33 protein-coding genes are annotated in these 23,992 nt (G+C 67.1%); 23 read left to right on the forward strand and 10 right to left on the reverse strand.

Annotation, left to right across the window (positions count from 1 at the left end; translation table 11 throughout):
* Positions 1–7 precede the first annotated feature (7 nt).
* The 3 genes from ACE3N9_RS04205 to rimP are packed head-to-tail and all read right to left on the reverse strand — an operon-like array spanning position 8 to position 2,913.
* Positions 8–730: a DUF448 domain-containing protein gene (locus tag ACE3N9_RS04205; protein WP_374281152.1), complete on the reverse strand. Its 723-nt coding sequence runs from the start codon at positions 728–730 to the stop codon at positions 8–10.
* Positions 711–2,336: a transcription termination factor NusA gene (gene nusA, locus ACE3N9_RS04210; RefSeq protein ID WP_374281154.1), complete on the reverse strand. Its 1,626-nt coding sequence runs from the start codon at positions 2,334–2,336 to the stop codon at positions 711–713. The genes ACE3N9_RS04205 and nusA overlap by 20 nt, the downstream gene beginning before the upstream one ends.
* A 1-nt stretch (position 2,337) precedes the next feature.
* Positions 2,338–2,913 (reverse strand): ribosome maturation protein RimP, encoded by a 576-nt coding sequence (gene rimP / locus ACE3N9_RS04215; RefSeq protein WP_374281156.1) that lies wholly within the window; start codon positions 2,911–2,913, stop codon positions 2,338–2,340.
* Positions 2,914–3,219: 306 nt separating this feature from the next.
* Between rimP and ACE3N9_RS04220 the strand changes: the two genes are divergently transcribed.
* From ACE3N9_RS04220 to ACE3N9_RS04240, 5 genes are read left to right on the forward strand one after another with little or no spacing between them, the layout of a single operon-like run.
* Positions 3,220–3,426: a cold-shock protein gene (locus ACE3N9_RS04220; protein WP_374281158.1), complete on the forward strand. Its 207-nt coding sequence runs from the start codon at positions 3,220–3,222 to the stop codon at positions 3,424–3,426.
* 4 nt (positions 3,427–3,430) lie between these two features.
* The gene (gene infA / locus ACE3N9_RS04225; RefSeq protein ID WP_374281160.1) at positions 3,431–3,694 is read left to right on the forward strand and encodes a translation initiation factor IF-1; all 264 of its coding nucleotides are present in this window, start codon (positions 3,431–3,433) and stop codon (positions 3,692–3,694) included.
* Between the two features lie 58 nt (positions 3,695–3,752).
* Entirely contained in the window at positions 3,753–3,908 is a 156-nt protein-coding gene (locus tag ACE3N9_RS04230) for a hypothetical protein (RefSeq protein ID WP_374281162.1), read from the forward strand.
* Between the two features lie 32 nt (positions 3,909–3,940).
* Positions 3,941–4,144, forward strand: a complete 204-nt coding sequence (locus ACE3N9_RS04235) for a hypothetical protein (RefSeq protein ID WP_374281164.1) — start codon at positions 3,941–3,943, stop codon at positions 4,142–4,144.
* Positions 4,134–4,343 carry a hypothetical protein gene (locus ACE3N9_RS04240; RefSeq protein ID WP_374281165.1) on the forward strand — a complete coding sequence of 70 codons (210 nt, stop codon included), beginning with the start codon at positions 4,134–4,136 and terminating at the stop codon, positions 4,341–4,343. Before ACE3N9_RS04235 ends, ACE3N9_RS04240 begins: the two co-directional genes overlap by 11 nt.
* A gap of 19 nt (positions 4,344–4,362) precedes the next feature.
* On the opposite strand, the gene pspF is transcribed toward ACE3N9_RS04240, so the two are convergent.
* Complete coding sequence (gene pspF / locus ACE3N9_RS04245; protein ID WP_374281167.1) at positions 4,363–5,394, reverse strand: phage shock protein operon transcriptional activator; 1,032 nt, start codon at positions 5,392–5,394, stop codon at positions 4,363–4,365.
* 151 nt (positions 5,395–5,545) lie between these two features.
* Between pspF and ACE3N9_RS04250 the strand changes: the two genes are divergently transcribed.
* The 16 genes from ACE3N9_RS04250 to ACE3N9_RS04325 all read left to right on the forward strand — a co-directional run bounded on the left by ACE3N9_RS04250 (position 5,546) and on the right by ACE3N9_RS04325 (position 14,162).
* Positions 5,546–5,707 (forward strand): hypothetical protein, encoded by a 162-nt coding sequence (locus ACE3N9_RS04250; RefSeq protein ID WP_374281169.1) that lies wholly within the window; start codon positions 5,546–5,548, stop codon positions 5,705–5,707.
* A 19-nt stretch (positions 5,708–5,726) separates the two neighbouring features.
* The gene (gene pspA, locus ACE3N9_RS04255) at positions 5,727–6,635 is read left to right on the forward strand and encodes a phage shock protein PspA (protein WP_374281171.1); all 909 of its coding nucleotides are present in this window, start codon (positions 5,727–5,729) and stop codon (positions 6,633–6,635) included.
* A 3-nt stretch (positions 6,636–6,638) separates the two neighbouring features.
* The gene (gene pspB, locus ACE3N9_RS04260; RefSeq protein WP_374281173.1) at positions 6,639–6,947 is read left to right on the forward strand and encodes an envelope stress response membrane protein PspB; all 309 of its coding nucleotides are present in this window, start codon (positions 6,639–6,641) and stop codon (positions 6,945–6,947) included.
* Positions 6,944–7,321: an envelope stress response membrane protein PspC gene (pspC, locus tag ACE3N9_RS04265; protein WP_374281175.1), complete on the forward strand. Its 378-nt coding sequence runs from the start codon at positions 6,944–6,946 to the stop codon at positions 7,319–7,321. Before pspB ends, pspC begins: the two co-directional genes overlap by 4 nt.
* A 29-nt stretch (positions 7,322–7,350) precedes the next feature.
* On the forward strand, positions 7,351–7,641 hold the full coding sequence (locus tag ACE3N9_RS04270) for a hypothetical protein (RefSeq protein WP_374281176.1): 291 nt from the start codon (positions 7,351–7,353) through the stop codon (positions 7,639–7,641).
* On the forward strand, positions 7,638–7,922 hold the full coding sequence (locus tag ACE3N9_RS04275; RefSeq protein WP_374281178.1) for a hypothetical protein: 285 nt from the start codon (positions 7,638–7,640) through the stop codon (positions 7,920–7,922). The genes ACE3N9_RS04270 and ACE3N9_RS04275 overlap by 4 nt, the downstream gene beginning before the upstream one ends.
* Positions 7,919–8,254: a hypothetical protein gene (locus tag ACE3N9_RS04280; protein ID WP_374281180.1), complete on the forward strand. Its 336-nt coding sequence runs from the start codon at positions 7,919–7,921 to the stop codon at positions 8,252–8,254. The genes ACE3N9_RS04275 and ACE3N9_RS04280 overlap by 4 nt, the downstream gene beginning before the upstream one ends.
* A complete protein-coding gene (locus ACE3N9_RS04285) occupies positions 8,251–8,520 on the forward strand; it encodes a hypothetical protein (RefSeq protein ID WP_374281182.1) in 270 nt (89 codons plus the stop codon). Before ACE3N9_RS04280 ends, ACE3N9_RS04285 begins: the two co-directional genes overlap by 4 nt.
* A gap of 24 nt (positions 8,521–8,544) precedes the next feature.
* Complete coding sequence (locus ACE3N9_RS04290; RefSeq protein WP_374281184.1) at positions 8,545–8,778, forward strand: hypothetical protein; 234 nt, start codon at positions 8,545–8,547, stop codon at positions 8,776–8,778.
* Positions 8,775–8,954: a hypothetical protein gene (locus ACE3N9_RS04295; protein WP_374281186.1), complete on the forward strand. Its 180-nt coding sequence runs from the start codon at positions 8,775–8,777 to the stop codon at positions 8,952–8,954. The genes ACE3N9_RS04290 and ACE3N9_RS04295 overlap by 4 nt, the downstream gene beginning before the upstream one ends.
* A gap of 69 nt (positions 8,955–9,023) precedes the next feature.
* A complete protein-coding gene (locus tag ACE3N9_RS04300; RefSeq protein WP_374281188.1) occupies positions 9,024–10,004 on the forward strand; it encodes a hypothetical protein in 981 nt (326 codons plus the stop codon).
* A gap of 8 nt (positions 10,005–10,012) precedes the next feature.
* Positions 10,013–10,423 (forward strand): SufE family protein, encoded by a 411-nt coding sequence (locus ACE3N9_RS04305; protein WP_374281190.1) that lies wholly within the window; start codon positions 10,013–10,015, stop codon positions 10,421–10,423.
* Complete coding sequence (locus tag ACE3N9_RS04310) at positions 10,410–10,766, forward strand: YbaN family protein (protein WP_374281192.1); 357 nt, start codon at positions 10,410–10,412, stop codon at positions 10,764–10,766. The genes ACE3N9_RS04305 and ACE3N9_RS04310 overlap by 14 nt, the downstream gene beginning before the upstream one ends.
* Positions 10,767–10,818: 52 nt before the next feature.
* Positions 10,819–12,249 (forward strand): 3-isopropylmalate dehydratase large subunit, encoded by a 1,431-nt coding sequence (gene leuC, locus ACE3N9_RS04315; protein WP_374281194.1) that lies wholly within the window; start codon positions 10,819–10,821, stop codon positions 12,247–12,249.
* Positions 12,250–12,348: 99 nt separating this feature from the next.
* Entirely contained in the window at positions 12,349–13,485 is a 1,137-nt protein-coding gene (locus ACE3N9_RS04320) for a nitronate monooxygenase (RefSeq protein WP_374281196.1), read from the forward strand.
* Complete coding sequence (locus tag ACE3N9_RS04325; RefSeq protein WP_374281197.1) at positions 13,482–14,162, forward strand: glutathione S-transferase family protein; 681 nt, start codon at positions 13,482–13,484, stop codon at positions 14,160–14,162. Before ACE3N9_RS04320 ends, ACE3N9_RS04325 begins: the two co-directional genes overlap by 4 nt.
* A gap of 31 nt (positions 14,163–14,193) precedes the next feature.
* On the opposite strand, the gene metK is transcribed toward ACE3N9_RS04325, so the two are convergent.
* The 6 genes from metK to hisS all read right to left on the reverse strand — a co-directional run bounded on the left by metK (position 14,194) and on the right by hisS (position 21,188).
* A complete protein-coding gene (gene metK, locus ACE3N9_RS04330; RefSeq protein ID WP_374281256.1) occupies positions 14,194–15,399 on the reverse strand; it encodes a methionine adenosyltransferase in 1,206 nt (401 codons plus the stop codon).
* A gap of 42 nt (positions 15,400–15,441) precedes the next feature.
* The gene (gene lnt, locus ACE3N9_RS04335) at positions 15,442–17,016 is read right to left on the reverse strand and encodes an apolipoprotein N-acyltransferase (protein ID WP_374281199.1); all 1,575 of its coding nucleotides are present in this window, start codon (positions 17,014–17,016) and stop codon (positions 15,442–15,444) included.
* A 41-nt stretch (positions 17,017–17,057) separates the two neighbouring features.
* The gene (locus ACE3N9_RS04340) at positions 17,058–17,822 is read right to left on the reverse strand and encodes a DUF4167 domain-containing protein (protein WP_374281201.1); all 765 of its coding nucleotides are present in this window, start codon (positions 17,820–17,822) and stop codon (positions 17,058–17,060) included.
* A gap of 198 nt (positions 17,823–18,020) precedes the next feature.
* Positions 18,021–18,881: a peptide chain release factor N(5)-glutamine methyltransferase gene (gene prmC / locus ACE3N9_RS04345; RefSeq protein ID WP_374281203.1), complete on the reverse strand. Its 861-nt coding sequence runs from the start codon at positions 18,879–18,881 to the stop codon at positions 18,021–18,023.
* 4 nt (positions 18,882–18,885) lie between these two features.
* Entirely contained in the window at positions 18,886–19,950 is a 1,065-nt protein-coding gene (gene prfA / locus ACE3N9_RS04350) for a peptide chain release factor 1 (RefSeq protein ID WP_374281205.1), read from the reverse strand.
* Positions 19,947–21,188 (reverse strand): histidine--tRNA ligase, encoded by a 1,242-nt coding sequence (gene hisS, locus ACE3N9_RS04355; RefSeq protein ID WP_374281207.1) that lies wholly within the window; start codon positions 21,186–21,188, stop codon positions 19,947–19,949. Before hisS ends, prfA begins: the two co-directional genes overlap by 4 nt.
* A gap of 87 nt (positions 21,189–21,275) precedes the next feature.
* On the opposite strand from hisS, the gene ACE3N9_RS04360 reads away from it, so the two are divergent.
* Together ACE3N9_RS04360 and ACE3N9_RS04365 are read left to right on the forward strand one after the other, a co-directional pair.
* Positions 21,276–23,228, forward strand: a complete 1,953-nt coding sequence (locus ACE3N9_RS04360) for a M61 family metallopeptidase (protein ID WP_374281209.1) — start codon at positions 21,276–21,278, stop codon at positions 23,226–23,228.
* Positions 23,225–23,908, forward strand: coding sequence for a DUF1345 domain-containing protein (locus tag ACE3N9_RS04365; protein ID WP_374281211.1), 684 nt, complete (start codon positions 23,225–23,227; stop codon positions 23,906–23,908). Before ACE3N9_RS04360 ends, ACE3N9_RS04365 begins: the two co-directional genes overlap by 4 nt.
* The last annotated feature ends 84 nt before the right edge of the window (positions 23,909–23,992 follow it).

Genomic DNA, 23,992 nt, shown 5'->3' on the forward strand with positions numbered 1-23,992 from the left:
TTCAAAATCAATTCGTCGTCACAGGCTGCGGCGCGGCATCATCTGCCGTCCGCGTGCCCTCAATCTGTCCGGTCTCGTTTGCCTGCCCCTGATAGCGCAACAAGCGCTGGAGCGGGGCCGCGAGCCGCCCGGCCGCGGCCGGATCGGTCAGCGCCAGGTGGACGACGTTGTCGCGGCCCAATGCCACAGACAGCGCCATCCGGTCCAGTGGCAAGGTGAGGCCTATCAGCCCCGACCCTTCGGCTTCGCGCCCAACCCGCCAAGCCTGGTCAAGCTTGCGGTTGCCGTCTTCGCCAGCATCGCGCGCATGGGCCAGCCAGGCCACCTGCCCGGCGCGGGCATGCTCCGCGATCCGGTCGGACCCGGTCAGCAGCTTGCCGCTTTTCATTTCCAGCCCCAGCCGGTCGGTGAAGGCGCGTTGCAGCGCCGCCTCGATCCGTTCGGGCAGGTCATCGGGAATGGTCAGGGCCGCACCCTTGTAGGCCCGCGCCAGCGCGCCCTTGAGCTTGCCCTTGGCCATGGCCTGTTCCAGCTCGGCCCGGCTGACGCCGATCCACGCCCCCCGCCCCGGCGCACGCGCCAAGGCATCGGGCAGGACCAGCCCGTCCGGCGAGATTGCCAGCCGCACGAATTCATCGCGCGTGCCGTGAGCCCCGGAAAGGATGCATTTCCTTTCCGGGCCACTTTCAGCGCTGTCGGAGCTCAGGCGCTCATTGCGAGGAATCCGCATTGGCGGCCTCCTCGTTTGATTCCGGCTCGTCGTCGAACCAGTGGGCGCGAGCGGCCATGATGATCTCGTTGCCTTGTTCCTCGCTCAGGCCATATTCGCCCAGCACCCCGCCCTTGTCCTGCTCGCGCTCGGGACGGCGCGGCGCGCTGGCATCGCGGCGGCGCTGCTCCGTGCGCTTCTTGGCAATCAGCTCGTCGGTGGCGAGGTCGGCCAGGTCGTCGAGCGTCTTGATCCCGGCCTTGCCCAGGGTGACCAGCATGGCTTCGGTCAGGTGCGGCAGTTCGGCCAGGGCATCCTCCACGCCCAGCGCGCGGCGCTGTTCGCGGTGCGCTTCCTCGCGCCGGTCCAGCGCTTCGATCGCGCGGCTCTGCAGTTCCTCGGCCAGTTCCTCGTCGAAGCCTTCGATCGTGGCGAGTTCGGCCAGTTCGATGTAGGCCACTTCCTCCAGCTCGCTGAAGCCTTCAGCAACCAGCAGCTGCGACAGGGTTTCATCGACGTCGAGCTCTTCCTCGAACATCTTCGAACGCTCGGCGAATTCCTTCTGGCGCTTCTCGCTCGATTCGGCCTCGGTCATGATGTCGATCTGCGAGCCGGTGAGCTGGCTGGCGAGACGGACGTTCTGGCCGCGGCGACCGATCGCCAGGCTCAGCTGGTCGTCCGGCACCACCACTTCGATGCGGCTTTCTTCCTCGTCGATCACCACGCGGCTGACAGTGGCCGGCTGAAGTGCGTTGACCACGAAAGTCGCGGTATCTTCGCTCCACGGGATGATGTCGATCTTTTCGCCCTGCAGTTCCTGCACGACGGCCTGGACGCGGCTGCCCTTCATGCCGACGCAGGCGCCGACCGGGTCGATCGAGCTGTCGCGGCTGATCACGCCAATCTTGGCGCGGCTGCCCGGATCGCGGGCGGCGGCCTGGATGGTGATGATGCCGTCGTAGATTTCGGGCACTTCCTGCGCGAACAGCTTCTTCATGAATTCGGGGTGCGCGCGGCTGAGGAAGATCTGCGGCCCGCGATTCTGGCGTTCGACCTTGAGGATCAGCGCGCGGACGCGTTCACCCACGCGGGCGACTTCGCGCGGTATCTGCTGATCGCGGCGAATCACGCCTTCGGCGCGGCCCAGGTTGACGATCACGTGGCCGAATTCGACCGACTTGATCACGCCCGTCACCACTTCGCCGGCGCGGTCCTTGAATTCCTCGTACTGGCGGTCACGCTCGGCATCGCGGACCTTCTGGAAGATCACCTGCTTGGCCGACTGCGCATCGATGCGCCCCAGATCCACCGGGGGCAGCGGATCGACGATGAAGTCGCCCAGCTTGGCATCGGCCTGCAGCTTCTGCGCGGCCTTCAGATCGACCTGCTTGAAGTAGTCCTCGACCTCGTCGACCACTTCAACCACGCGCCAAAGGCGCAGGTCGCCAGTGCGCGGATCAAGCTTGGCGCGAATGTCGTTTTCCGCGCCGTAGCGGTTGCGGGCAGACTTCTGGATCGCTTCTTCCATCGCCTCGATGACGATCGCCTTGTCGATCATCTTCTCGGTCGCGACGCTGTTGGCGATCGCAAGCAGTTCGGCGCGGTTGGCGGAAATCGGACTGGCCATATCAGTCTTCCTGTTCTTCTTCGAGAATGTCGTCGGCCCCGCTGGTGTCGAGCGGGCGGGTTGCGGCGATCAGCTTGTCGGTCAGGACCAGCTTGGCGGAATGGATGTCGGCCAGCGGAAAGGACACGCGGCCCGACTTCTTGTCGTCCAGCGTCACCACGTCGCCATCGATGCCGATCAGGTCGCCCTGCAGCGACTTGCGGTTGCCATCGACCGGATTGGTCAGCGAGACGCGGGCTTCGTGCCCGGCCCACTGGGCGTAGTCCTTGGACCGGGTCAGCGGCCGGTCGATCCCGGGCGAGCTGACTTCGAGCCGGTAGGCATCGTTGATCAACACTTCGCCAGCTTCTTCCAGCGCGTCGAAACGGTCGGAAATGCGGTGCGACAGCGCGGCGCAATCCTCAATCACCAGCTGGCCGGTGTCGGGGCGCTCGGCCATGATCTGGAGGGTATATTCCTCTTCGTCGGACAGCGGGCCGATTTCTCCGCCTTTGAAATAGCGCACGCGCACGAGATCGAAGCCCAGGGCCTTGGCCTCAAGCTCGACAATCTCGGTAATTCGCGCGATGTCCGCCATTCTCACTCCGTGCTTTGCGGCGCAGCGCCAAAGGCGATTTGCGCCGGCCCCTTTCGGCGCCAGCCCTGACCTTGGTTCACAATGTCGGGATAGGTGGCCAGATAGAGCCGCGATCCCGCAAAAGCAAGCAGGGAATCCGTTAAACATTGCTTTTCCGGCAAGTGCGCCTATATCCCTCCTCGCTGACGTCGCCTGCGACGGAACCTTCTCGGCCCGCGGGGTCCCTTAAGTTCCCTTACATGCTTCCATGCTTCTGCGGCACGTTGCCGCAGGGTTTTCCTATGGTTTCATGAAAGGAACCCCACCATGCCCATCGGCACCGTAAAGTTTTTCAATACCGACAAGGGTTACGGCTTCATCGCGCCCGACGACGGCACCCCCGACAGCTTCGTGCACATCAGTGCGGTCGAACGCGCCGGGATGGCCACGCTGGACAAGAACCAGCGCATCAAGTTCGAATTGGAAACCGACCAGCGCGGCCGCACTTCCGCAGTGCAGCTCGAAGCCGCCTGACCGGGTGAGCAAGGAAGACCTGCTTACCCTCGACGGCCTCGTCGATGAAGTTCTGCCAGACGGACGTTTTGGCGTCCGTCTGGAGAATGACCACCGGATCATCGCCTATACGGCCGGCAAGATGCGCAAGTTTCGCATCCGCACGATCATGGGCGACCGGGTCCGCGTCGAAATGACCCCCTATGACCTGAGCAAGGGCCGCATCGTCTACCGGGACAAGGGTCCCGGCGGCGGACCGCCAGGCAATCGCCAAGGCAAGCGGCGCTAAGGCCGCTGCCCGATGACAAGTGGCGCGCGCAGTGCGCGCCGGAAGATACGAGAATACCATGACCATGTTTACAAATTTCCGCCTGCCGCGCAGCCGTTTCGGCAGCGCCAGGCATCCGGTCGGCGCACCCGCCGCCGCCGCCCGCAGCGGCCAGCCCGCCGCCACGCTCACCCGCGATGAACTGCTGCGCGAGGTGATCGCCGTTCTCGGCTGATCGCGCTGCGCTGCCAACTGAAAGTATCCGCCATGTCCGCTGCTTCGCACTTCTACCTGCAACAGGCCGAGGATTGCGACACGCCGGCTGCGGCCAGCCCGCTGGCCAACCGCCGCGCTGTGCTGCTGCGATCAAAGGCCGTCTGGCTGGCGCTGGCAGCCCGCGAAATCGAAGTCCAGAACGCCCGCGCGGACCGCGACCGGGCAAGGCAAGTGGAGATTGCGAATGAGCGATAATGCAACCCGGCCCTTCCTGATCAACCAGGACGGCGAAGGCCACTTCCGCCTGACCGTGCGCGACGTGCGCTACAATTCGCAGGGCTATCCGATCGTCACTGGCGTGATGCAGGCCGAGCAGTTCCCCACCGCTGCCGCTGCCAAGACCTGGGCCCGGACCAATTTCAACGCCAAGGCCGGGCAATATGCGCTGAAGTAACCGGCCGGGCGCACAGCGCTCAGCTGCCGCGCTCCATCAACCCGTGCTTCTTCATGCAGTGGCGCAGTTGATCATAGCTGAGGCCCAGCGCCTTGGCGGTCTGGCGCTGATTGTAGCGGTGCCGGGCCAAAGCCTGTTCGACAATCGCCTTTTCGTGCGCGTCCACCGCGGCGCGCAAGTCCGTGACCGCGTCTAGTGCGGCGGGCGAGGCCGCCGGCGGTGCGCTCTTGGCGTCGAATTCCGGCGCAGGTTCGCCGCGCATCGACTGGGTGGGCTTCCACGGGCTGTCGAACGGATCGAACTGGACGTGCCCCACCGGGCTGTCCCACTGGTCCCAGCGGTAGACCGCCCGTTCCACCACATTGCGCAATTCACGCACGTTGCCGGGCCACTGGTGTTCTTCCAGCTGCGCCAGCGCCTGGTCGGAAAAGCCGGGCCAGGTTTCCCAGTGCAGTTCGGCGGCCATGCGCCGGCCGAAATAGTCTGACAGTACGCGGATATCGCCTTCGCGCACCCGCAGCGGCGGCAGGGTGATGACCTCGAAGCTCAGCCGGTCGAGCAAGTCGGCGCGGAACCGGCCCTGTTCGGCCAGGCGGGGCAGATCCTCGTTGGTCGCCGCGACGATCCGCACGTCGACCTTGACCGGCCGTGACGAGCCGATCCGCGTCACCTCGCCATATTCGACCGCGCGCAGCAGGCGTTCCTGCGCGCCCATCGACAGCGTGGCCAGTTCGTCGAGAAAAAGCGTGCCTTTGTCGGCTTCCTCGAACCGGCCGGCGCGCGCTCTGGTAGCACCGGTGAAGGCACCCTGCTCATGACCGAACAATTCCGCCTCGATCAAGGTTTCCGGCAAGGCCGCGCAGTTCAGCGTGACCAGCGGTTCGGACCAGCGCCGCGACAGCTGGTGCAGGCGTTCGGCGATCAATTCCTTGCCGGTGCCGCGTTCGCCGATGACCAGAACCGGGCGCTGCAAGGGCGCGGCGCGGCTGGTGCGTTCGACCGCATCGAGGAAGGCGGTGGACTGGCCGACGAACTGGATGTTGCGCTCCATGACCAATATGTAGCGAAAATTCCCAACATTGGGAAAGAATTCCTGCATGTCGTTCGTCGAATGATGGACGAAGTGGCGGAAATCAGCCCTCGGGCACAATTGGCACGCCCCTTGCTGAACAGTGCACAAACCCGCTTCAACGAGGCACACCATGTTCACCAAGTCGCTCAAGTCCGCCAGCAAGCTCGACAAGGCCATCGCCCTGTCGGTCGCCGCGATGCTCGGCATGAACCTGTTCGTCCTGGCCCAGCAGATGCAGGCCGATCCCGCCCTCCAGCTGGCGCAGCAGACCACTGCCGTCCGCCAGGCCTGAGCAGGAAAGGCACCCGCACATGGGCAGCGACCCCTTCAACAACGAGCTTGGGCCGGAACCCGCCCAGCCCCCCGCTGGCGGCACGCAGTCCCCCCGCCATAGCGAGGTTCCGGCCCAGACCCCGTCCAGCCCCGGCGCCAGCCGCAAGGCCTCGCGTTTCGACGACGAGGTGGAGCGGCTGCGCAAGAGCCCCACTCCCACCACCCAATCGCTTTCCAGCTTCGGAGCACCCTTGATGGGCATTTTCAGCCGCACCCGTGACATCATCGCCGCCAACTTCAGCGACCTGCTGGATAAGGCCGACGATCCGGAAAAGATGATCCGCATGATCATCTTCGAAATGGAGGAAACCCTGGTCGAAGTGCGCGCCAGCGCGGCGCGGACCATTGCCGACCAGAAGGAAATGCACCGCCACACCGTCAAGCTTGACCGGCTCCAGGCCGACTGGGGCGAAAAGGCCCAGCTGGCGCTGAGCAAGGACCGCGAGGACCTGGCCCGTGCGGCGCTGGTCGAAAAGAAGAAGGCCGCCGACATGGCCGAGCAGCTCAAGGCGGAAATCGCCGTGCTCGACGATGCGCTGCGCGCCTATGAAGTGGACATCGACAAGCTCCAGACCCGCCTGCGCGAAGCCCGCAGCCGCCAGACCGCGATCGCCGCGCGCCTCGAAAGCGCCGAAAACCGCGTCAAGCTGCGCACCCTGCTGGCGAGCGAGCGCGTGGACGAGGCAATGGCCCGGTTCGACCAGCTGGAACGCCGGGTCGACTATGCCGAAGGCCGCGCCGACGCGCTGAGCCTGGCCGATGGCCGCGCCAAGCCGAGCCTGGCGGACGAGATCGCCGCCCTCGCCGGGCAGGACAAGATCGACGAAGAACTCGAAGCCATGAAGCGCGCCCTGTCGGGCGGCGCGGATCAGCAGAAGGAAGGTTGAGCCGTGGAAGACGTCCTTGTTCCCATCGCGGTCTGCGGTTTCCTGTTCGTCGGGCTGCCGTGGATCATCCTGCACTACATCACCCGCTGGAAGACCGCCGCGACGCTGACCAACGATGACGAGGCGCTGCTGGAAGAACTCTACCAGATCGCCCGCCGCCTCGATGACCGGATGGACACCGTCGAACGCCTGGTTTCCGCCGATCATCCCGATTTCCAGCCGGCCCGGATCATGCACGACCGCGAAGCCGACAATGAAAAGCTGCGCGAATTCGGCGCACTGCTCGAATCCAAGGGGAGGACCAACCGGTGAACAGCGAACGCACCCGCTTCTATCGCGACAAGCTCAACGGCAAGATCTTCGGCGTTTGCGCAGGCATCGCCGACTATACCGGGGTGGACGTGCTGTGGGTTCGCCTGGGCACGGTCGGCCTGACCCTGATGGGGGTCGGCTTCATCCCGCTGGCCTACCTGCTGGTCGGCATGTTCGCCCAGAAGAAGCCGGGCTACCTGTACGGCGACCGCCAGGAACAGAAGTTCTGGCAAGGCGTGCGCCAATCGCCCAGCCGCACCGCCAAGCAGGTCCGCGCCCAGATGCGCGACATCGACCGCCGCCTGGCCGAAGTCGAAGCCTACTACGTATCCAGCAATCCGCGCCTGTCGGCCGAAATCGAGCAGCTGCGCTAAGCACCGGCTGCCACTGAGGGGGAAATGCAATGAGTGTCGCAGAAATCGGCGCAATGATCCCGATCGTCGCCCTGATGATCCCGATCGTCGCGATCACCACTCGCCACAAGCGCAACATGGCCGAACTGGAAGTGCGCAAGCTGGAAGCCCAGGCCCAACTGGGCAGCGGCAACACCAGCGCGCTGGAAGAACGGCTGCGGGTGCTGGAACGGATCGTCACCGACAAGGGCTATGACGTGGCCCACCAGATCGAGGCGCTGCGCGATGCCCGCCAGACCGAAGCGCTGCTGGACCAGCGCGAAGCGGAGCTGCGCAAGTGAGCTTCGCCGGACCCGAATTCATCCTCGCGATCATCGCGCTGTCGACCGGCGGCTGGCTGATCAACAACTGGATCCGCGCCCGCCACGGCTATGCCCTGGAAGACGAATGGGGCGGCAAGACCCGCCCTGCAGACAGCCAGGCGATGAGCCAGCTCCAGGCCGAAAACGCCGAGCTGCGCGAACAGCTGGCCCACTTTGCCGACCGCGTGAAAGTGCTGGAACGGATCGCCACCGACACCCCGACGCGGCTTGCCGCCGAAATCGAGGACCTGCGCAAATGAGCCCCGAAGCCCTTGAAACCTTTCGCGTGGTCGCGCCGGTCGTATCGACCGTGGGCGTGGCCGGGATGGCCGGCTGGGTCATCACCACCTGGCTGCGGATCAAGAACGGCTATCCGCTGGACGGGGCCTGGGGCCAGGCGGTCTATCCCAAGACCACCAGCCAGGAACAGGAACGGATCAAGCTGCTCAGCCAGGAAAACGCCCAGCTGCGGGCCGAACTGGGCTCGGTCAAGGACCGGCTCGCCAATGTCGAGCGGATCGTCACCGACAGCGGCTATCACCTGACCCACCAGATCGAGGCGCTGCGTATGGACAAGGAGCCGGTGCAATGAGCTTTGGCGAAGTCATGGGCCTGATGGTCGTGGTCGGCGGGATGATCGCGGTGTTCGGGATGATCACCGAAGCCTACAAGGCCCGCCTGCGCGTGAAGGAACGCGAATACGAAGCGATGATCGCGCGCGGCCCCGCACGCAGCGCCGACGCCGAAGAAACCGAGCGGCTTGAAGCGCGCGTCCGCGTGCTCGAACGCATTGCCACCGATAAGGGCCAGGACCTGGCCCGCCAGATCGAACAACTGCGCGAACCCGCCGCCAATTGACCCGCACGTTGGGGAGAACAGGCCATGATCAGCGATACCATCGTCTTTTCCGCCGCCGCCCTTGCCGCCACCATGGTGATTGCCATGGCCATGCTGAGAGGCTGGCAGGGCTGGCTCAACCTCAAGTCGCGCGAGCTTGACCAGCGCCGCCCGGATCTGGAAGGCGGCAATCCGGCCGGCATGGCCCGGATCGAGATTGCCGACCTGAAGGAGCGGATCCGCAAGCTTGAAGCCATCGCCGCCGGGGTCGACCTGTGAGCGGCGCCCCGCACCGCGATGCGGCCAAGGCCGGGATTGGCCTGGGCAGCGCGATTGCCGTGGCGATCAGCTGGAGCCTCAACAAGTCGATCGTCTGGGCGCTGATCCACGGCGTGCTTGGCTGGTTCTACGTGATCTATTATGCGCTTACCCGGCCCGGCGGGCTGTCTGGCTGACGATTGACAAGCCCGGCGGCGGCGGTGATTGAGCCGCAATCCGCTTGTGCCAAGGTAACCCGATTGCCCATGTTCCGTATCCTGCCCGCGCTGGCCGCGCTGGCGCTGCTGGCCAGCCCGGCCCGCGCCGCCCCGGCCGATCCCGCCCAGATCACCAAGGCCCTGACCGATGCCGAACGGCAGTGGGCCGAATATGACGGACAGGCCACCGGCTGCAAATTCGCCACCGCCAGCATGGACCTGCTCCAGCGCCGCGAACTGGCCTTGCAGCGCAAGCTGGCCAAGTCGCAGGTCCCGTCGATCAACGTCGCGCCGGCCAAGCCCTCTGCGATGCCCTGCGTGGGGCCTTACCAAACCCAGGTTGCGGGCCAGGCCCTGATCAATACCTTCGACTGGCTGACCCGGCTGGACTTCTATTCGGGCTTTTCGGGCCAGCCCGGCTGGACCGCCGGGATCGCCCGGATGGGCACCTATGCTCCGGGGACCCATTACGTCTACCAGTCGCAACTGCGCGACGCGCTGGTCAAGGCCAACAGCCAGCAAGCGATCGCCGACCGGAACGAGCAACTGCGCCAGGAAGTGGTCGCGGTGCTGATGCTGATGTGCAAGCAGCGCCGCCCCAAGGCGACCGACTGCCCGGCGCTGCCCGATGCCCTCAAGGGCCAGGAGAGCCTGGCCGCGCTGCGCCTCGCCGAAATCGAGCTGGCCGCCAGCCAGATGATCGGGATCGGCAAGCGCGACGAGATCGACGCGGTGGGCCAGGCCTGGCGCCTGCAGACCACCCCGGCCGACAATTCGGCGCGCTGCATGAAAGGCGATCAGGTGATCTTTCCCCACGCCCGCCGGGCCAGCCGCAGCGTGCTGCCCGGACAGATCATGCTCAACTTGCGCCCGTGGGACGATCTCAACTGGACCAATGACGACAATCCCGAAGACCTGGTGACCGTGGAACGCAAGGACGGCGGCTATGTCCTGCTGTTTTCGCCGCGGCTGAAAGTGAACTTCCGCGATCCGGTGAAGCGCCGGTTCATTGCCTGTGAAAGCTTCTGAGACGATCCATGCGCAGCCTGACCGACATCCTTGAAGAATACGAATTCCTCGAAGGCGACGAACGCTATCGCCTGCTGATCGAGCTGGGGCGCGAGCTGGAGCCGATGCCCGATGCGCTGAAGACCGACGCCACGCTGGTGCGCGGCTGTTCGGCCAGCGTCTGGGTCTATCCCCGGGCGCAGGATGATGGCCGCCTGCACTTCCTGGCTGACAGCAACGCCGCGATTACCAAGGGGATCGTCGCGCTGGTGGTCTCTGCCGTGCAGGACCGGCCCGCCGGCGAAGTCGCCGCCTGCGACATCGCCGCGCTGCTCGAACCGTTCGACCTCAGGAACCAGCTGTCGTCCAACCGCACCCAGGGCGTGCCCAACATGATTGCGCTGATCCGCGAAACGGCGGCGCGCTATGCGGCCGGCTAGACTGGCCTGGCAGGGCGCGGGGCTGGTCTGCCTCGGGCTGGGCGCGGTGGGCGCGGCGCTGCCGATCGTGCCCACGGTCCCGTTCCTGCTGCTGGCCGCGTTCTGCTTTGCCCGCGGGCGGCCGGAATGGGCCGAGCGGCTCTATGCCCACCCGCACTGGGGCCCGGGGATGCGCCAATGGCGCGACCGCCGCGCCATCCCGCGCAAGGCCAAGGTTTCCGCCATCGCCGCGATGGGCGCAGGGGTGCTGTTCACCCAGTTGACGCTGGGCTGGCCGTGGGTGCTGATGTCGCTGGCAGTGCTGGTGATCTGCGGCGGCTGGATCTGGACCCGCGCGGAATAGCGCCATCCCCGCTTGCCAAGCGGCGCACGGCACGCTTAAGGCGCTAAGCATCATGGCCAGCAAACCCCGCACCCTTTACGAGAAGATCTGGGACGCCCACGTGGTGGAACGCCGCGACGATGGCACCTGCCTGATCTACATCGACCGCCACCTGGTTCACGAAGTGACCAGCCCCCAGGCTTTCGAAGCGCTGCGCAGCGCCGGGCGCAAGGTCCGCCGTCCGGACCTGACCCTGGCCGTGCCGGATCACAACCTGCCCACCACCGCGCGGCGCGATGCGGCCGGGCGTCACATCCCCATCGCCGACGCGGAAAGCGCGCAGCAGCTTGCCGCGCTGGAACGCAATGCGCCCGAATTCGGCATCCGCTACATCGGCGATGCCGATGCGGAACAGGGCATCGTCCACGTGGTCGGCCCGGAACAGGGTTTTTCCCTGCCCGGCGCGACGATCGTCTGCGGCGATAGCCACACCGCCTGCCACGGCGGGCTGGGCGCGCTGGCCTTCGGCATCGGCACCAGCGAGGTCGAGCATGTGCTGGCCACGCAGACCCTGCTGCTGGCCCAGTCGAAGACCATGGAAGTGCGGGTGGAAGGCACCCTGCCCCCCGGCGTTTCGGCCAAGGACGTGGTGCTGCACATCTGCGGTGTGCTGGGCGCGTCCGGCGGCACCGGCTATGTCATCGAATATACCGGTCCAGTGATCCGCGACCTCACCCTGGAAGGGCGCCTGACCATTTCCAACATGGCGATCGAGCACGGCGCGCGCGCCGGGCTGATCGCGCCGGACGATACCACGTTCGCCTACCTCAAGGGCCGCCCCTATGCGCCCAAGGGCGCGGAATGGGACGCCGCCGTTGCCTGGTGGCGCAGCCTGGCGACCGATCCGGGCGCCAGCTATGACAAGGTGGTGGTGATCCATGCGGCCGACATCGCCCCGACCGTCACCTGGGGCACCAGCCCGGAAGATACCGTGCCGATCAGCGGCGTGGTCCCCGCCCCGTCCAGCTTTGCCGATCCCAGCAAGCAGGAAGCCGCGCAGAAGTCGCTCGACTACATGGGGCTGACCCCCGGCCAGCCGATGGAAGCGGTCGAGATCCAGAACGTGTTCATCGGTTCGTGCACCAACAGCCGGATCGAGGATCTGCGCGCCGCCGCCGAAGTGCTGCGCGGCCGCAAGAAGGCCGCCAACGTCAAGTGGGCGATCGTCGTGCCGGGCTCGGGCCTGGTCAAGCGCCAGGCCGAAGCCGAAGGGCTGGACCAGGTGTTCATCGACGCGGGCCTTGAATGGCGCGAACCGGGCTGTTCGGCCTGCCTGGGCATGAACCCGGACAAGGTCCCGGCGGGCGAACGCTGCGCCTCGACCAGCAACCGCAACTTCGTCGGCCGGCAGGGGCCGGGTGCGCGCACCCACCTCGTCTCGCCCGCGATGGCGGCGGCGGCGGCGGTGACCGGCCGGCTGACCGACGTGCGCAAGCTGGCCTGAACGCGCAGTGCAACGCCAATCCCGTGTGCGGCGCGCACGGGAAAGGTCTCTTGCCGCAACCAAACTCCCTCGCCATGATCGGGCCAAAGGGAGAGAATCATGGACAATCAGGTCTGCCGGCTGACCGGCTGCGAATTTCCGCTGTTTGCCTTTAGCCACTGCCGCGACGTGGTGGTCGCCGTCAGCAAGGCGGGCGGCTTCGGCGTGCTGGGGGCAACCCGCTTCACCCCCGAACAGCTTGAAGAAGAACTGGCCTGGATCGATGCCCACATCGACGGCGCGCCCTATGGTGTCGACGTGCTGGTGCCTGAAACGATCGATCCGCGCGTGGCCGATTTCAGCGACAATGAAACCCGCGCCGCCGCCATTTCCGAAGAACACCGCCGCTTCACCGCCGGCCTGCTGAACCAGTACGGGATCGCGGCCAGTGCCGACAGCGTGGTCCATTACGAAGGCCGCGCCGGGATCACGCCCGAAAACGGCTATGCCCAGATGGAAGTGGCCTTCCGCCACCCGATCAAGCTGATCGCCAATGCGCTGGGCATTGCCCCGCCGCGCATGATCGAGGAAGGCAAGAAGCGCGGCATCCCCGTGGCCGCGCTGGTCGGGGCCAAGGAACACGCGCTGCGCCAGGCGGCGGCCGGGGTGGACATTATCGTCGCCCAGGGCGGCGAGGCGGGCGGCCACTGCGGCGAGGTTTCGACCCTGGTGCTGATCCCCGAAGTGGTCCGCGCGCTCAAGCAGGCGGGCGCCGACATCCCGGTGCTGGCCGCGGGCGGGATCATGACCGGCGCGCAAATGGCGGCGATGATGGCCGCCGGCGCGCAAGGGGCCTGGACCGGCTCGGTCTGGCTCGCCACGACCGAGGCCGAGACCAGCGAGACCTTCCGCGACAAGATGGTCGCCGCGCGCAGCCGCGATACGGTGCGCAGCCGCAGCCGCACCGGCAAGCCCGCCCGCCAGCTGAAAACCGCCTGGCACGAAGCCTGGGACGGCGCGGACAGCCCCGGCACCCTGCCAATGCCGCTGATGGGCATGGTCAGCGAACCCAGCTTCCAGAAGATCGAGAAGGCCGTGCTGGGCGGCAACCAGCAGGCGCGCGAGCTGGTCAGCTATTTCGTGGGCCAGGGCGTCGGGCTGGTCGAACAGGTGCGCAGCGCCAAGGCCGTGGTCCAGGACTTCCGCGAGGATTTCATCGACGCGGTCAGTGGCCTCAACGCCGCGCTGGGAACATGACCTATACCCTGATCACTGCCAACCGGAACTATTCCAGCTGGTCGCTGCGCCCCTGGCTGCTGCTAAAGGCGCTGGGCATTGCCTTCGAAGACCGGCTGGAACCCTTCGCCAAGCCCGACAATTACGACGATTTCCGCCGCTTTTCCCCGACGGGTCAGGTCCCGGTGCTGATCGACGGCGCGCGGGTGATTCCGGATTCGCTGGGGATCACGCTTTACCTGGCGGATCGCCATGCGGGCGTTTGGCCGGGCGATGAGGAAGCCCGCATCTTCGCCCAAGGAGCCGTGGCGGAAATGCACGGCGGCTTTGGCCACCTCCGCAACGACTGCACTATGAACGTCGGCGTGCGCGTGGCACCCAAGCCGATGAGCGAGGGCCTGCGCCGCAACGTGGCGCGCGTGCGCGAGATCTTCGAAACCGGCCTGTCGCGCTTTGGCGGGCCGTGGCTGGCCGGGGCGGACTTTTCCGCCGCCGACGCCTTCTTTGCGCCGGTCGCCTTCCGCATCCGCACTTATGGGCTGGACGTGGGCGCTGGGCAGGCCTGGGTCGATCACATGCTGGCCCACCCGGCGATGCTGGAATGGGAACAGGCCGCGCTGGCCGAAACCTGGCGTGAAGCCGCGCACGAGGAAGAACTCGCCGCTGCCGGGGTGATTACCGCCGACTACCGCTGGTAACCCTCTCCATCGCTGGAGAGGGCCAGCCCGTTCAGCCCAGCGCCGCCTTCAGGTCGTCAGCCAGGTCAAGCCGTTCCCACGGGAACAGGTCGCCCTCAGCCTTGCGGCCGAAGTGGCCATAGGCCGCAGTCTTGCGATAGATCGGCTTGTTCAGCCCCAGGTGCGTGCGGATCGAACGCGGGGTCAGCCCGCCCAGCTTGGGCAGCGACAGGATCGCCGCTTCGATCTTGTCATCACCCACCGTGCCGGTTTCATGCGTATCGACATAGAGCGACAGCGGCTTCGACACGCCGATGGCATAGGCCAGCTGGATCGTGCAGCGCGTGGCCAGCCCGGCGGCGACCACGTTCTTGGCGAGGTAGCGGCTGATATAGGCGGCGCTGCGGTCAACCTTGGTCGGGTCCTTGCCGCTGAATGCGCCGCCGCCGTGCGGGGCCGCACCGCCATAGGTATCGACAATGATCTTGCGGCCGGTCAGGCCCGCATCGCCATCCGGCCCGCCGATTTCGAAGCTGCCGGTGGGGTTGATGAAATATTCGGTCTCGCGCAGCAGGACGGGCGGGATCACATCGGCCACCACGCGCTTCACATAGGCGTGCAGTTCGGCTTCCTTGTCGCCCTCGTCATAGCCCGGCGCGTGCTGGGTGGAGACGACCACCGCCGTCGCGGCAACCGGCAGGCTGCCTTCATAGCGCAGGGTCACCTGGCTCTTGGCATCAGGTTCAAGGAACGGCGCGGCGCCGGAATGGCGGTCAGCGGCCATGCGTTCCAGAATCTTGTGGCTGTAATAGAGCGTCGCCGGCATCAGGTCGGGCGTTTCGTCGGTGGCGTAACCGAACATGATGCCCTGGTCGCCCGCGCCTTCATCCTTGTTGGCGGCCGCATCCACGCCCTGCGCGATGTGTTCCGACTGGCCGTGCAGGCGGTTGATGAATTCGAACTTTTCCCAGTGGAAGCCGTCCTGTTCATAGCCGATCTCGCGCACGGTGCGGCGCACGGTGGCTTCGATCTCGTCCTGCGCACCGGGTGCCCAGGCGCCGTTCTCGTACACGCCCTTGCAGCGGATTTCCCCGGCCAGCACGACCAGTTGGGTGGTGCACAGCGTTTCGCAGGCGATCCGCGCTTCGGGATCCTTCGACAGGAACAGATCGACGATCGAATCCGAGATCTGGTCGGCCACCTTGTCGGGATGGCCTTCGGAAACGCTTTCGGAAGTGAACAGGTAATCGGTGCGCATCATGCTCTCTCGATATAAAGCAAGCTTTATGTAACTGTCGTCCTACCCATGGCGGCGGCGTCTGGCAACCAAGGACAGGGCAAGAAGTAATGCGGCCAGGCCAAGCGGAAGCATATTGCCCCACCGCGCGAACGGCGTGGGCGCGCGGGCGGCGGGCAGTGCGCCATCGATTCGCCCGGCTTCATGGCGCGGCACATGCCGTTCGACCACACCGCCCGCGTCGATCACCGCGCTGATCCCGGTGGTGGTGGAACGCAGCACCGGCAGCCCTTCCTCCACCGCGCGCAGCCGCGCCTGGGCCAGGTGCTGGGGCGGGCCCCAGCTGCCGAACCAGCCATCGTTGGACGGGTTGAAGATGAAGTCCGGGCGGTGGGCGCGGTCCACCACCTGGCCCGAAAAGATGATCTCATAACAGATCTGCACGCCCGCCCGGCCCCATGGCCCCAGCTCGATCGTGCGCGGCCCCGGACCGGGCCAGAAATCGATGTCCCCCGGCACCAGCCGGGCGAGGCCCAGCGGGGTCAGCAGCGGGCGCATGGGCAGGTATTCGCCATAAGGCACCAGGTGCGCCTTGGCATAGGAACCGCGGATCTGCCCCGCGCCGTCCAGCGCGGTCACCACGTTGCGCGCGCCTGCCGCCCGGTCCTGGGCGATTTCAAGATCGACCGTGCCCGTCAGCAGCATGGTCTCGGCACCCGCGACCTGGCCCAGCCGCCGCCGCGCCAGCACCGGATCGGCGCCGTAATTGTCGAGGTAATAGCGGTCCGGATAGCCTTCGCGCAGGTAATCGGGCACACCGCTTTCGGGCCACAGCAGCAGGCGGCGGCTATCATCCGCCGCGCCGGACAATGCGGCCAGGCGGCGGAAGTTCGCCTCGTAACTGGCGGGATCGTTGACTTGTTCCTGCGGGATCATCGGCTGGACCAGGGTATAGGCCAGGCCGCCGCGCGGTGCTTGCGCCGTGCCTTGCGGCAGGAACCACAGCGCCGCTGGCAGGGCCACCAGCAGGGCGCCGCGCCAGTCTGCCCGGCCCCGCCGCAGCGCGATCAGCCAGGCCCCGGCCATAATCGCGGCGATCCCCGACAGGCCATAGCTGCCGACCAGCGTGGCCAGCTGCGCCGCCCCGGCCCGGTCGAACGGGCCCAGCAGCAAGGCGCCCAGCGGGTTCCAGGGAAATCCGGTGAACACCCAGCCGCGCAGCCATTCGGTGATGATCCACAGCGCGGCGAACGCCAGCACCAGGCTGGCATAGTTGGCCCGAAAAAAGCGCCAGGTGGCCCAGGCGGCCAGCATCGGCCAGACCGCCAGGTACAACGCCAGCGCCATCACCGCGCCCCAGCCCAGCCAGACCGGCATTGCCGCCTGGTAGGTAAAGGCCACCGCGATCCAGTTGTTGCCCACGGTGAACAGGCCCAGCCCGAACAGCCAGCCGATCAGCGCGGCCTGGCGGCCATTGGGGGCGCGGGCGGTCAGCTCGATCTGGAGCGCCAGCGCGGCCAGCGCGAGCGGCCACAGCCCAAGCGGCTGGAATCCGCAGGCAACCAGCGCGCCCAGCAGCGGCGCCAGCTTGCGCGGATGGGCAAGCACGCGTTCCAGCCAGCCGGTCAGTCGATCCATCATTGCGGGACTAACCGGCCAGTGGGTTAATTGCCAGTGGCTTAGCCGACCGATTCGAGCGTTTCGCCGGATTCGTCCGCAGCCGGCTTCTTGCGCGGGCGGCCGCGCTTGGGCTTGGCTTCGGCGGCCGGTGCTTCGGCTTCGGCGTCATCGCTGCGCGGCGCGCCGATGGCCGGCGGCAGCGAGGAAGGATCGAGCCCGGCGGGGGCATCGCCCTCACCCCGGTCTTCGCCTCGCTCAGCACCCCGGTCATCGCGGCGCGGGCGGCGATCATCGCGGCGCGGACGCAGCCCGCGGCTGGGCCGATCGCCCCGCACGAACGGGTTTTCCGCCGGTTCATAGGGATTGGGCTGCGCGGCAGCTTCCTCGTCAGCCACGACGGTCTCGCCTTCGTCGCTGCGCGGTTCCTCGCTGCGGCGGGGGCGCTCCTCGCGCTCGCGGCGGCTGTAGGTGGGCTGGTCGAAGCTGGGGAAATCGTTGTCCACGGCGAAATCGCCGGCATCGTCACCCTGATCCTCACCGCCTTCCCAGCGGTCCTCGCGGCGCATGCGCTGTTCTTCCTGGCGCTGGCGGCCATCGGCGATCACGCGGAAATAGTGGTCGGCAAACTGGAGGTAATACTCCGCCGTCACGCGGTCACCGTTGAGGTGTGCGTCCTGCGCCAGCTTGCGATACTTTTCCAGCAGCTGCGGCGCATTGCCGCGCGCCCGGCTGTCGATCCGGTTAAGCTGCTGACCGCCGCCGCCGCCACTCTGCCGATTACCCCGGCCGCGCCGCCGATTGTTGCCACGATTGTTGTTATTCAAGGGTGAAAGTTCCCTAATCCGGCGGCCGCCCTCGGCTTGTCCCACCTGTCCGGCCGCATGACCCTGTGCCCTGGCTGCTCCCTGCATGCCGGGGCCCCGACACTTGCGAGCAGCGACGGCAGCTTGCCGTTCCGATTGCAAATGTTGGATTTGACCGACGGGACACGCATTCGGTCCGGCGCTGGCCTGCCTGTGCGCTTACGCGCTGCCACCAGCCTTGCCAAGCGGAATCTTGAGTTCGAGCACGCGGTCGCGTCCGGCCAGGTCGCGGTGGAGGCGGACGGCAAGCCCGGCGGCGTCCGCGATGGCCGCCACCGCCGCGCCCTGGGCTGCGCCGATTTCCACCAGCGCCGCCCCGCCCGGCGCCAGCAAGGCGGGCAATTGCGGGATCAGCGCGCGGTAATCGTCCAGCCCGTCCGGCCCGGCAAACAGCGCGCTGGCCGGTTCGTGATCGCGCACCGACGGGGCCAGCCGCGCGTCCGCTTCGACATAGGGCGGGTTGGCGAGTACGAGGTCGAACGGTCCGCCGAGCGCATCGGCCCAGCGCGGCTGGTGCCAGTCGGCCAGCACCACGTCGGCCCGCTGCGCCAGCCCAAGCGCAGCGGCATTGGCCCGCGCAACGTCCAGCGCCGCCGCGCTGGCATCGATTCCCACCCCGCTGGCCTGCGGCAGGGCATTGAGCACGGCGAGCAGCAAGGCGCCCGAACCCGTCCCGCAATCAAGCACCCGGCGCGCATCGGCCCGCGCGGCAAGGGCAGCCTCGACCAAGACCTCGCTATCCCCGCGCGGGATCAGCACGGCGGGCGAAACCTGCAGCGTCAGCCCGAAGAAGTCCTGCGTGCCGGTGATGTAAGCGACCGGCTCGTGCCCCGCGCGGCGCTCGACCAGCGCGGCGAATCCCGGCGGCACGGGACCGCGCAGGTGCCGCAGCAGCAGGTCGGAACGGGTCACGCCCAGCGCGTGGGCCATCAGCACTTCGGCATCGAGCCGGGCCGTGTCGCTGGTGGCGGACAGTCGCTCCGCCGCGGCGCGCAAGGCCTCGGCGATGGTCGGGCTCACCGCCCTATTCCCCCAGGGCGGCCAGCCGCTTGGCCTGGTCCTCGGCCAGCAGCGCGTCGATCAATTCGCCCAGCCCCGGCCCTTCGAGGATTTCGGGCAGGCGGTGCAGGGTCAGGTTGATGCGGTGATCGGTGACGCGGCCTTGCGGGAAGTTGTAGGTGCGGATGCGTTCGCTGCGGTCGCCCGAGCCGACCATCGCCTTGCGCGCGGCGGCTTCCTCGCCCTGGGCGGCTTCGCGCTGGGCCTCGTAGAGCCGGGCACGCAGCACCTGCATCGCCTTTTCCTTGTTCTTGTGCTGGCTGCGCCCATCCTGGCAGGTCACCACGGTGCCGGTCGGCAAGTGGGTGATGCGCACCGCCGAATCGGTGGTGTTGACGTGCTGTCCCCCGGCCCCGCTGGCGCGGTAGACATCGATCTTGAGGTCCTTGTCCTCGATCTGCACGTCCACTTCATCGGGCTGCGGCAGCACCGCCACGGTCGCCGCGCTGGTGTGGATGCGCCCGCCGCTTTCGGTCACCGGCACGCGCTGGACGCGGTGGACGCCGCTTTCGAACTTCAGCTTGGCGAACACGCCGCTGCCGGTCACTTCGGCGACCACTTCCTTGAAGCCGCCGATGTCGCTGGCATTGGCGCTGACCACTTCGACCCGCCAGCCCTGTTCGGCGGCGAACCGGTCGTACATCCGCAGCAGGTCGGCCGCGAACAAGGCGGCTTCATCCCCACCGGTGCCGGCACGGATTTCGAGCATGGCCGAGCGGCTGTCGGCACTGTCGCGCGGCAGCATGGCAATCGCCAGGCGGTGTTCGGCCTCGGGCAGCGCGTCCTTCAACCGGGCGAGTTCCTCCTCGGCCAACTCGCGCATTTCGGGATCGTCCAGCTCGGCCAGACTGGCCAGTTCGCCGCGCATTGCCGCCACTTCGGCCGCGACCTTGGCGACCGGTTCCAGCTCGGCATAGTCGCGGCTGGCGGCGATGAAGTCCTTGCCCTCCAGCGTGCCCGAAGCCAGCCGCGCCTCGATCTCGGCGAAGCGGGCGGCGATCTGGGCAAGGCGGGCGTCAGGGACGCTCACGCGCGCAGATGCTCCAGCACGGCTTCAACCCGCACGGCGTCCTGCGAATAGCCGGGCGAACGCACGTTGCAGGCAATCTGGCCATCGCGCAGCGTGATCCCGACCAGCACCTTGGCATTGATCTTCGACGCCTTGTCGAAGCGCTTGCGCGGCGATCCGCTGGCGATCATGTCGGCCGACAGGCCGCCGCCGCGCAGCGCCTTCAGCGCCTTGACCCCGAAAGTAATCGCCGCATCATCCTCGATCGCCAGGATCACGTCGAGCAGATCGGCGCTGGCCGCCCCGGCATCAGCCACCAGCATCGCCAGCCGTTCGATCCCGGCGGCCCAGCCCACGGCGGGGGTGTGCGCGCCGCCCAGGCTTTCCATCAGCCCGTCATAGCGCCCGCCGCCCAGCACAGTGCCCTGCGCGCCCAGCCGGTCGGTGACGAATTCGAACGCGGTGTGGCGGTAATAGTCGAGCCCGCGCACCAGCGACGGGGCGCGGGTCCAGGCAACGCCCGCCGCATCCAGCCCGCTGGTGACCTGCGCGAAAAACGCCTGCGCCTCGTCCGAGAGGAAATCGTCGATCTTCGGCGCGTCGGCCACGAACGCCTTGTCGCGCGGGTCCTTGCTATCCAAGATGCGCAGCGGGTTGCGTTCCAGCCGGTCCTGCGAATCTTCGGAGAGCTCGCCCTTCACCGCCCGGAAGTATTCAACCAGCGCGGCGCGCCAGGCTTCGCGGCTGTCGGCATCGCCCAGGGTGTTGAGCATCAGCGTCACGCCATCGGCGATCCCCAACTCATTCAGCAGCTGATCGGCCATGACCAGCAGTTCGACGTCCGCCTGCGGCTCACCTGCGCCAAGGATTTCGGCGTCGAGCTGGTGGAACTGGCGGTAGCGCCCCTTTTGCGGGCGTTCATAGCGGAACAGCGGCCCGTGGGTCGCCACCTTCAAGGGCGCGAACTGCTGCCAGCCGTTCGACAGGAAGGCGCGGCAGATGCCCGCGGTGAATTCGGGCCGCAGGGTCAGCGAATCGCCGCCGCGATCCTCGAAGCTGTACATTTCCTTCGAGACGACATCGGTCGTCTCGCCAATGCTGCGGCTGAACACCTCGGTCTTTTCGAACACGGGCATTTCCACGCGGCGGAAGCGGTAGAGCTTGCGCACGCGTTCGAACGTTTCGACGACATGGGCGAAGGCCTCGGCATCGGCGCCGAAGATGTCCTGGGTCCCGCGAATGGCCTGTGGTGTGCTCATGGCGCTGGCCCCTAGCCGGTTTGCGCTTTGTCGAAAAGCCGCGATGCGCGGATTGCCCGGCGCGCGGCTTGCCGCCATGAACTGGCAATGCACAAGACTTTCGGATCGCTGATCGCCGCGCTTGCCCTTGGCTGCGCCCCCGCCGCCCTCGCCAACGGCCTGTCCGCCCCCGTGGCCGTGCCCATCCAGGCTTCTGTGCCGGATGCCGCCGACGTGCCCTATCCGGGCGGAACCATGCAACTGGACGTGGACGCCAGCGATACGGTGCGCGGCACCTACCGCGTGACGCAGACCGTTCCCGTCGTCCCCGGCACCCGGCAGCTGACCCTGCTGTTTCCCGAATGGCTGCCCGGCAAGCACGCCCCGCGCGGGCCGCTGGCGGAACTGGTCGACATCACCTTCACCGCCAATGGCCAGACCCTGGCATGGAAGCGCGACCGGGTGGAAATGAACGCCTTCCACATCACCCTGCCCGAAGGGGCAAAGGACGTGGTTGCCCGCTTCATCCACACCAGCCCGCTGCAAAGCAGCGAGCGGCGGATTTCGATGACGCAGGAAATGCTCAACCTGCAATTCGACATGATGAGCCTGTACCCGGCCGGACATTACGTCCGCCAGGTCAAGGTGCGGCCATCGGTCATCCTGCCGCAGGGCTGGACCGCCGCGACCGCGCTGGACGGCGTGCGGCAGGACGGCAACCGCTGGACCTGGGCGGAAACCAATTATGAAGTGCTGATCGACAGCCCGATCTTTGCCGGCAAGAATTTCCGCAAGTGGGACCTGGGGCAGAATGTCACGCTCAACGTCGTGGCGGACAAGCCGGAACAGCTCGCGGCCAAGCCCGAACAGATCGAGCTGCACCGCAACCTTGTTACCGAGGCGCGGCTGGCGTTCGGCGCGAACCATTTCGACCGCTATGAATTCCTGCTGGCGCTGACCGACCGGATGGGCGGGATCGGCCTGGAACACCACCGGTCGAGCGAGAACCAGCTGGAGCCGGGCGCCTTCCTCGAATGGGACAAGAACGAATGGGACCGCAACCTGCTGCCCCACGAATATTCGCACAGCTGGTCGGGCAAGTTCCGCCGCCCGGCGCGGCTGTGGACGCCGGACTATCGCCAGCCGATGCAGGGCGACCTGCTCTGGGCCTATGAAGGGCAGGACCAGTTCTGGGGGCTGGTGCTGGCTGCGCGCTCGGGCCTGCAGGGCAAGGACATGGTATTGGGCATGCTGGCCAACTGGGCGGGCAATTTCGCCACCCAGCCGGGCCGCCGCTGGCGCTCGGTCGAGGATACGGGCCATGATCCGGTGTTCGGCGCGCGCAAAGCCAAGCCTTATGCCTCGCTCGCTCGCAGCGAGGACTATTACACCGAAGGCGCGCTGGTGTGGCTGGAAGCCGACCAGATCATCCGCGCCGGCACCGGCGGGAAGAAGTCGATCGACGATTTCGCCAAGGTGTTCTTCGGGATGAACGATGGCGATTGGGGGCAGATCACGTTCGAGCTGGCCGATGTCGCCCGCGACCTGGGCAAGGTCTATCCCTATGACTGGAAGACCTTCCTCGACACCCGGCTGAACCAGCCGAACCAGCCCGCCCCGGTGCGCGGGATCGAGCTGGGCGGCTACCGCCTCAACTGGAAGGAAGAACCCAACCCCTTCGACAAGGCGCGCATGGCCGATGCCAAGAACCTGTCGCTGACTTATTCGCTGGGCCTGACGATCGACAAGGACGCCAGGGTGACCGCGACCCAGTGGGACAGCCCGGCCTTCAACGCCGGGCTGGTGACCGGCACCAAGATTCTGGCGATCAACGGCACGGCCTATTCCGCCGACGACATGAAGCGGGCGATCACCGCCGCCAAGACCGGCGCGCCGCTGGAACTGCTGGTGCAGCGCGGCGACCGCTTCCAGACGGTCAAGCTGGACTACAAGGGCGGGCTGCGTTGGCCCTGGGTTGAGCGCGCCGCCCCCGGCACCGGCCCGGTCGGCCTGGACCTGCTGCTGCTGCCCAGGCGGGCCCAGGGCGGCAAAGCCAAGTGACCGCGCGGCGCGGCCCGCTTCGCGCCCTGCGCACCTTGCTGGGCCAGCGGATCGCGCCGCCGCGCTTTGTCCTGTTCATGGCGGTGATGGCAGCCGTGGCGCTGGGCTGGCGGCTGGCCCGTGCCAGCCCGCCGGGCGACGCGCTGGTGCTGGGGTTTGACGTGGCCGCGCTGGCCTTCATCCTGTCGCTTTCCCCCTTGCTGCGCGATCGCAGCGCGGCGGCAATGCGCCGCCACGCCGCGCAGAACGATGCCAACCGCCCGACCGTACTGGTGGTCACTGCCGCCACCGCGCTGGCGATCCTGGCCGCAATCAGCGCGGAACTGCCGGCCGCGCACCACGGCGAGCCGCTGGCGATCGTCAAGCTGATCGCCACGCTGGCGCTGTCGTGGGTGTTCACCAACCTGGTGTTCATGCTGCACTATGCGCACATGCACTATTCGCGCGGGCCCGATGGCCGGGACCTTGGCGGGTTCGACTTTCCCGGCACGCCCGAGCCGGATTACTGGGATTTCCTCTATTTCAGCTTCACCGCCGGGATGAGCTTTGCCGCCAGCGACGTCGACGTGACCCACACCGCCGTGCGCCGCGTGCTGACCGCGCACAGCGTCTTGAGCTTCGTGTTCAACATCGGCGTGCTGGCCTTTTCGATCAACGTGCTGGCCGGCGCGGCGGGTTAGGGATTGGTTGATTGGTGCGGACAGGCCATCCGGCCTGTCCTTGCGACACCAGCCCGCTCCCCCGGCCCAACCACCCGTTCAAGG

It is taken from the genome of Novosphingobium sp., assembly GCF_041905565.1.
GTDB lineage: Bacteria > Pseudomonadota > Alphaproteobacteria > Sphingomonadales > Sphingomonadaceae > Novosphingobium.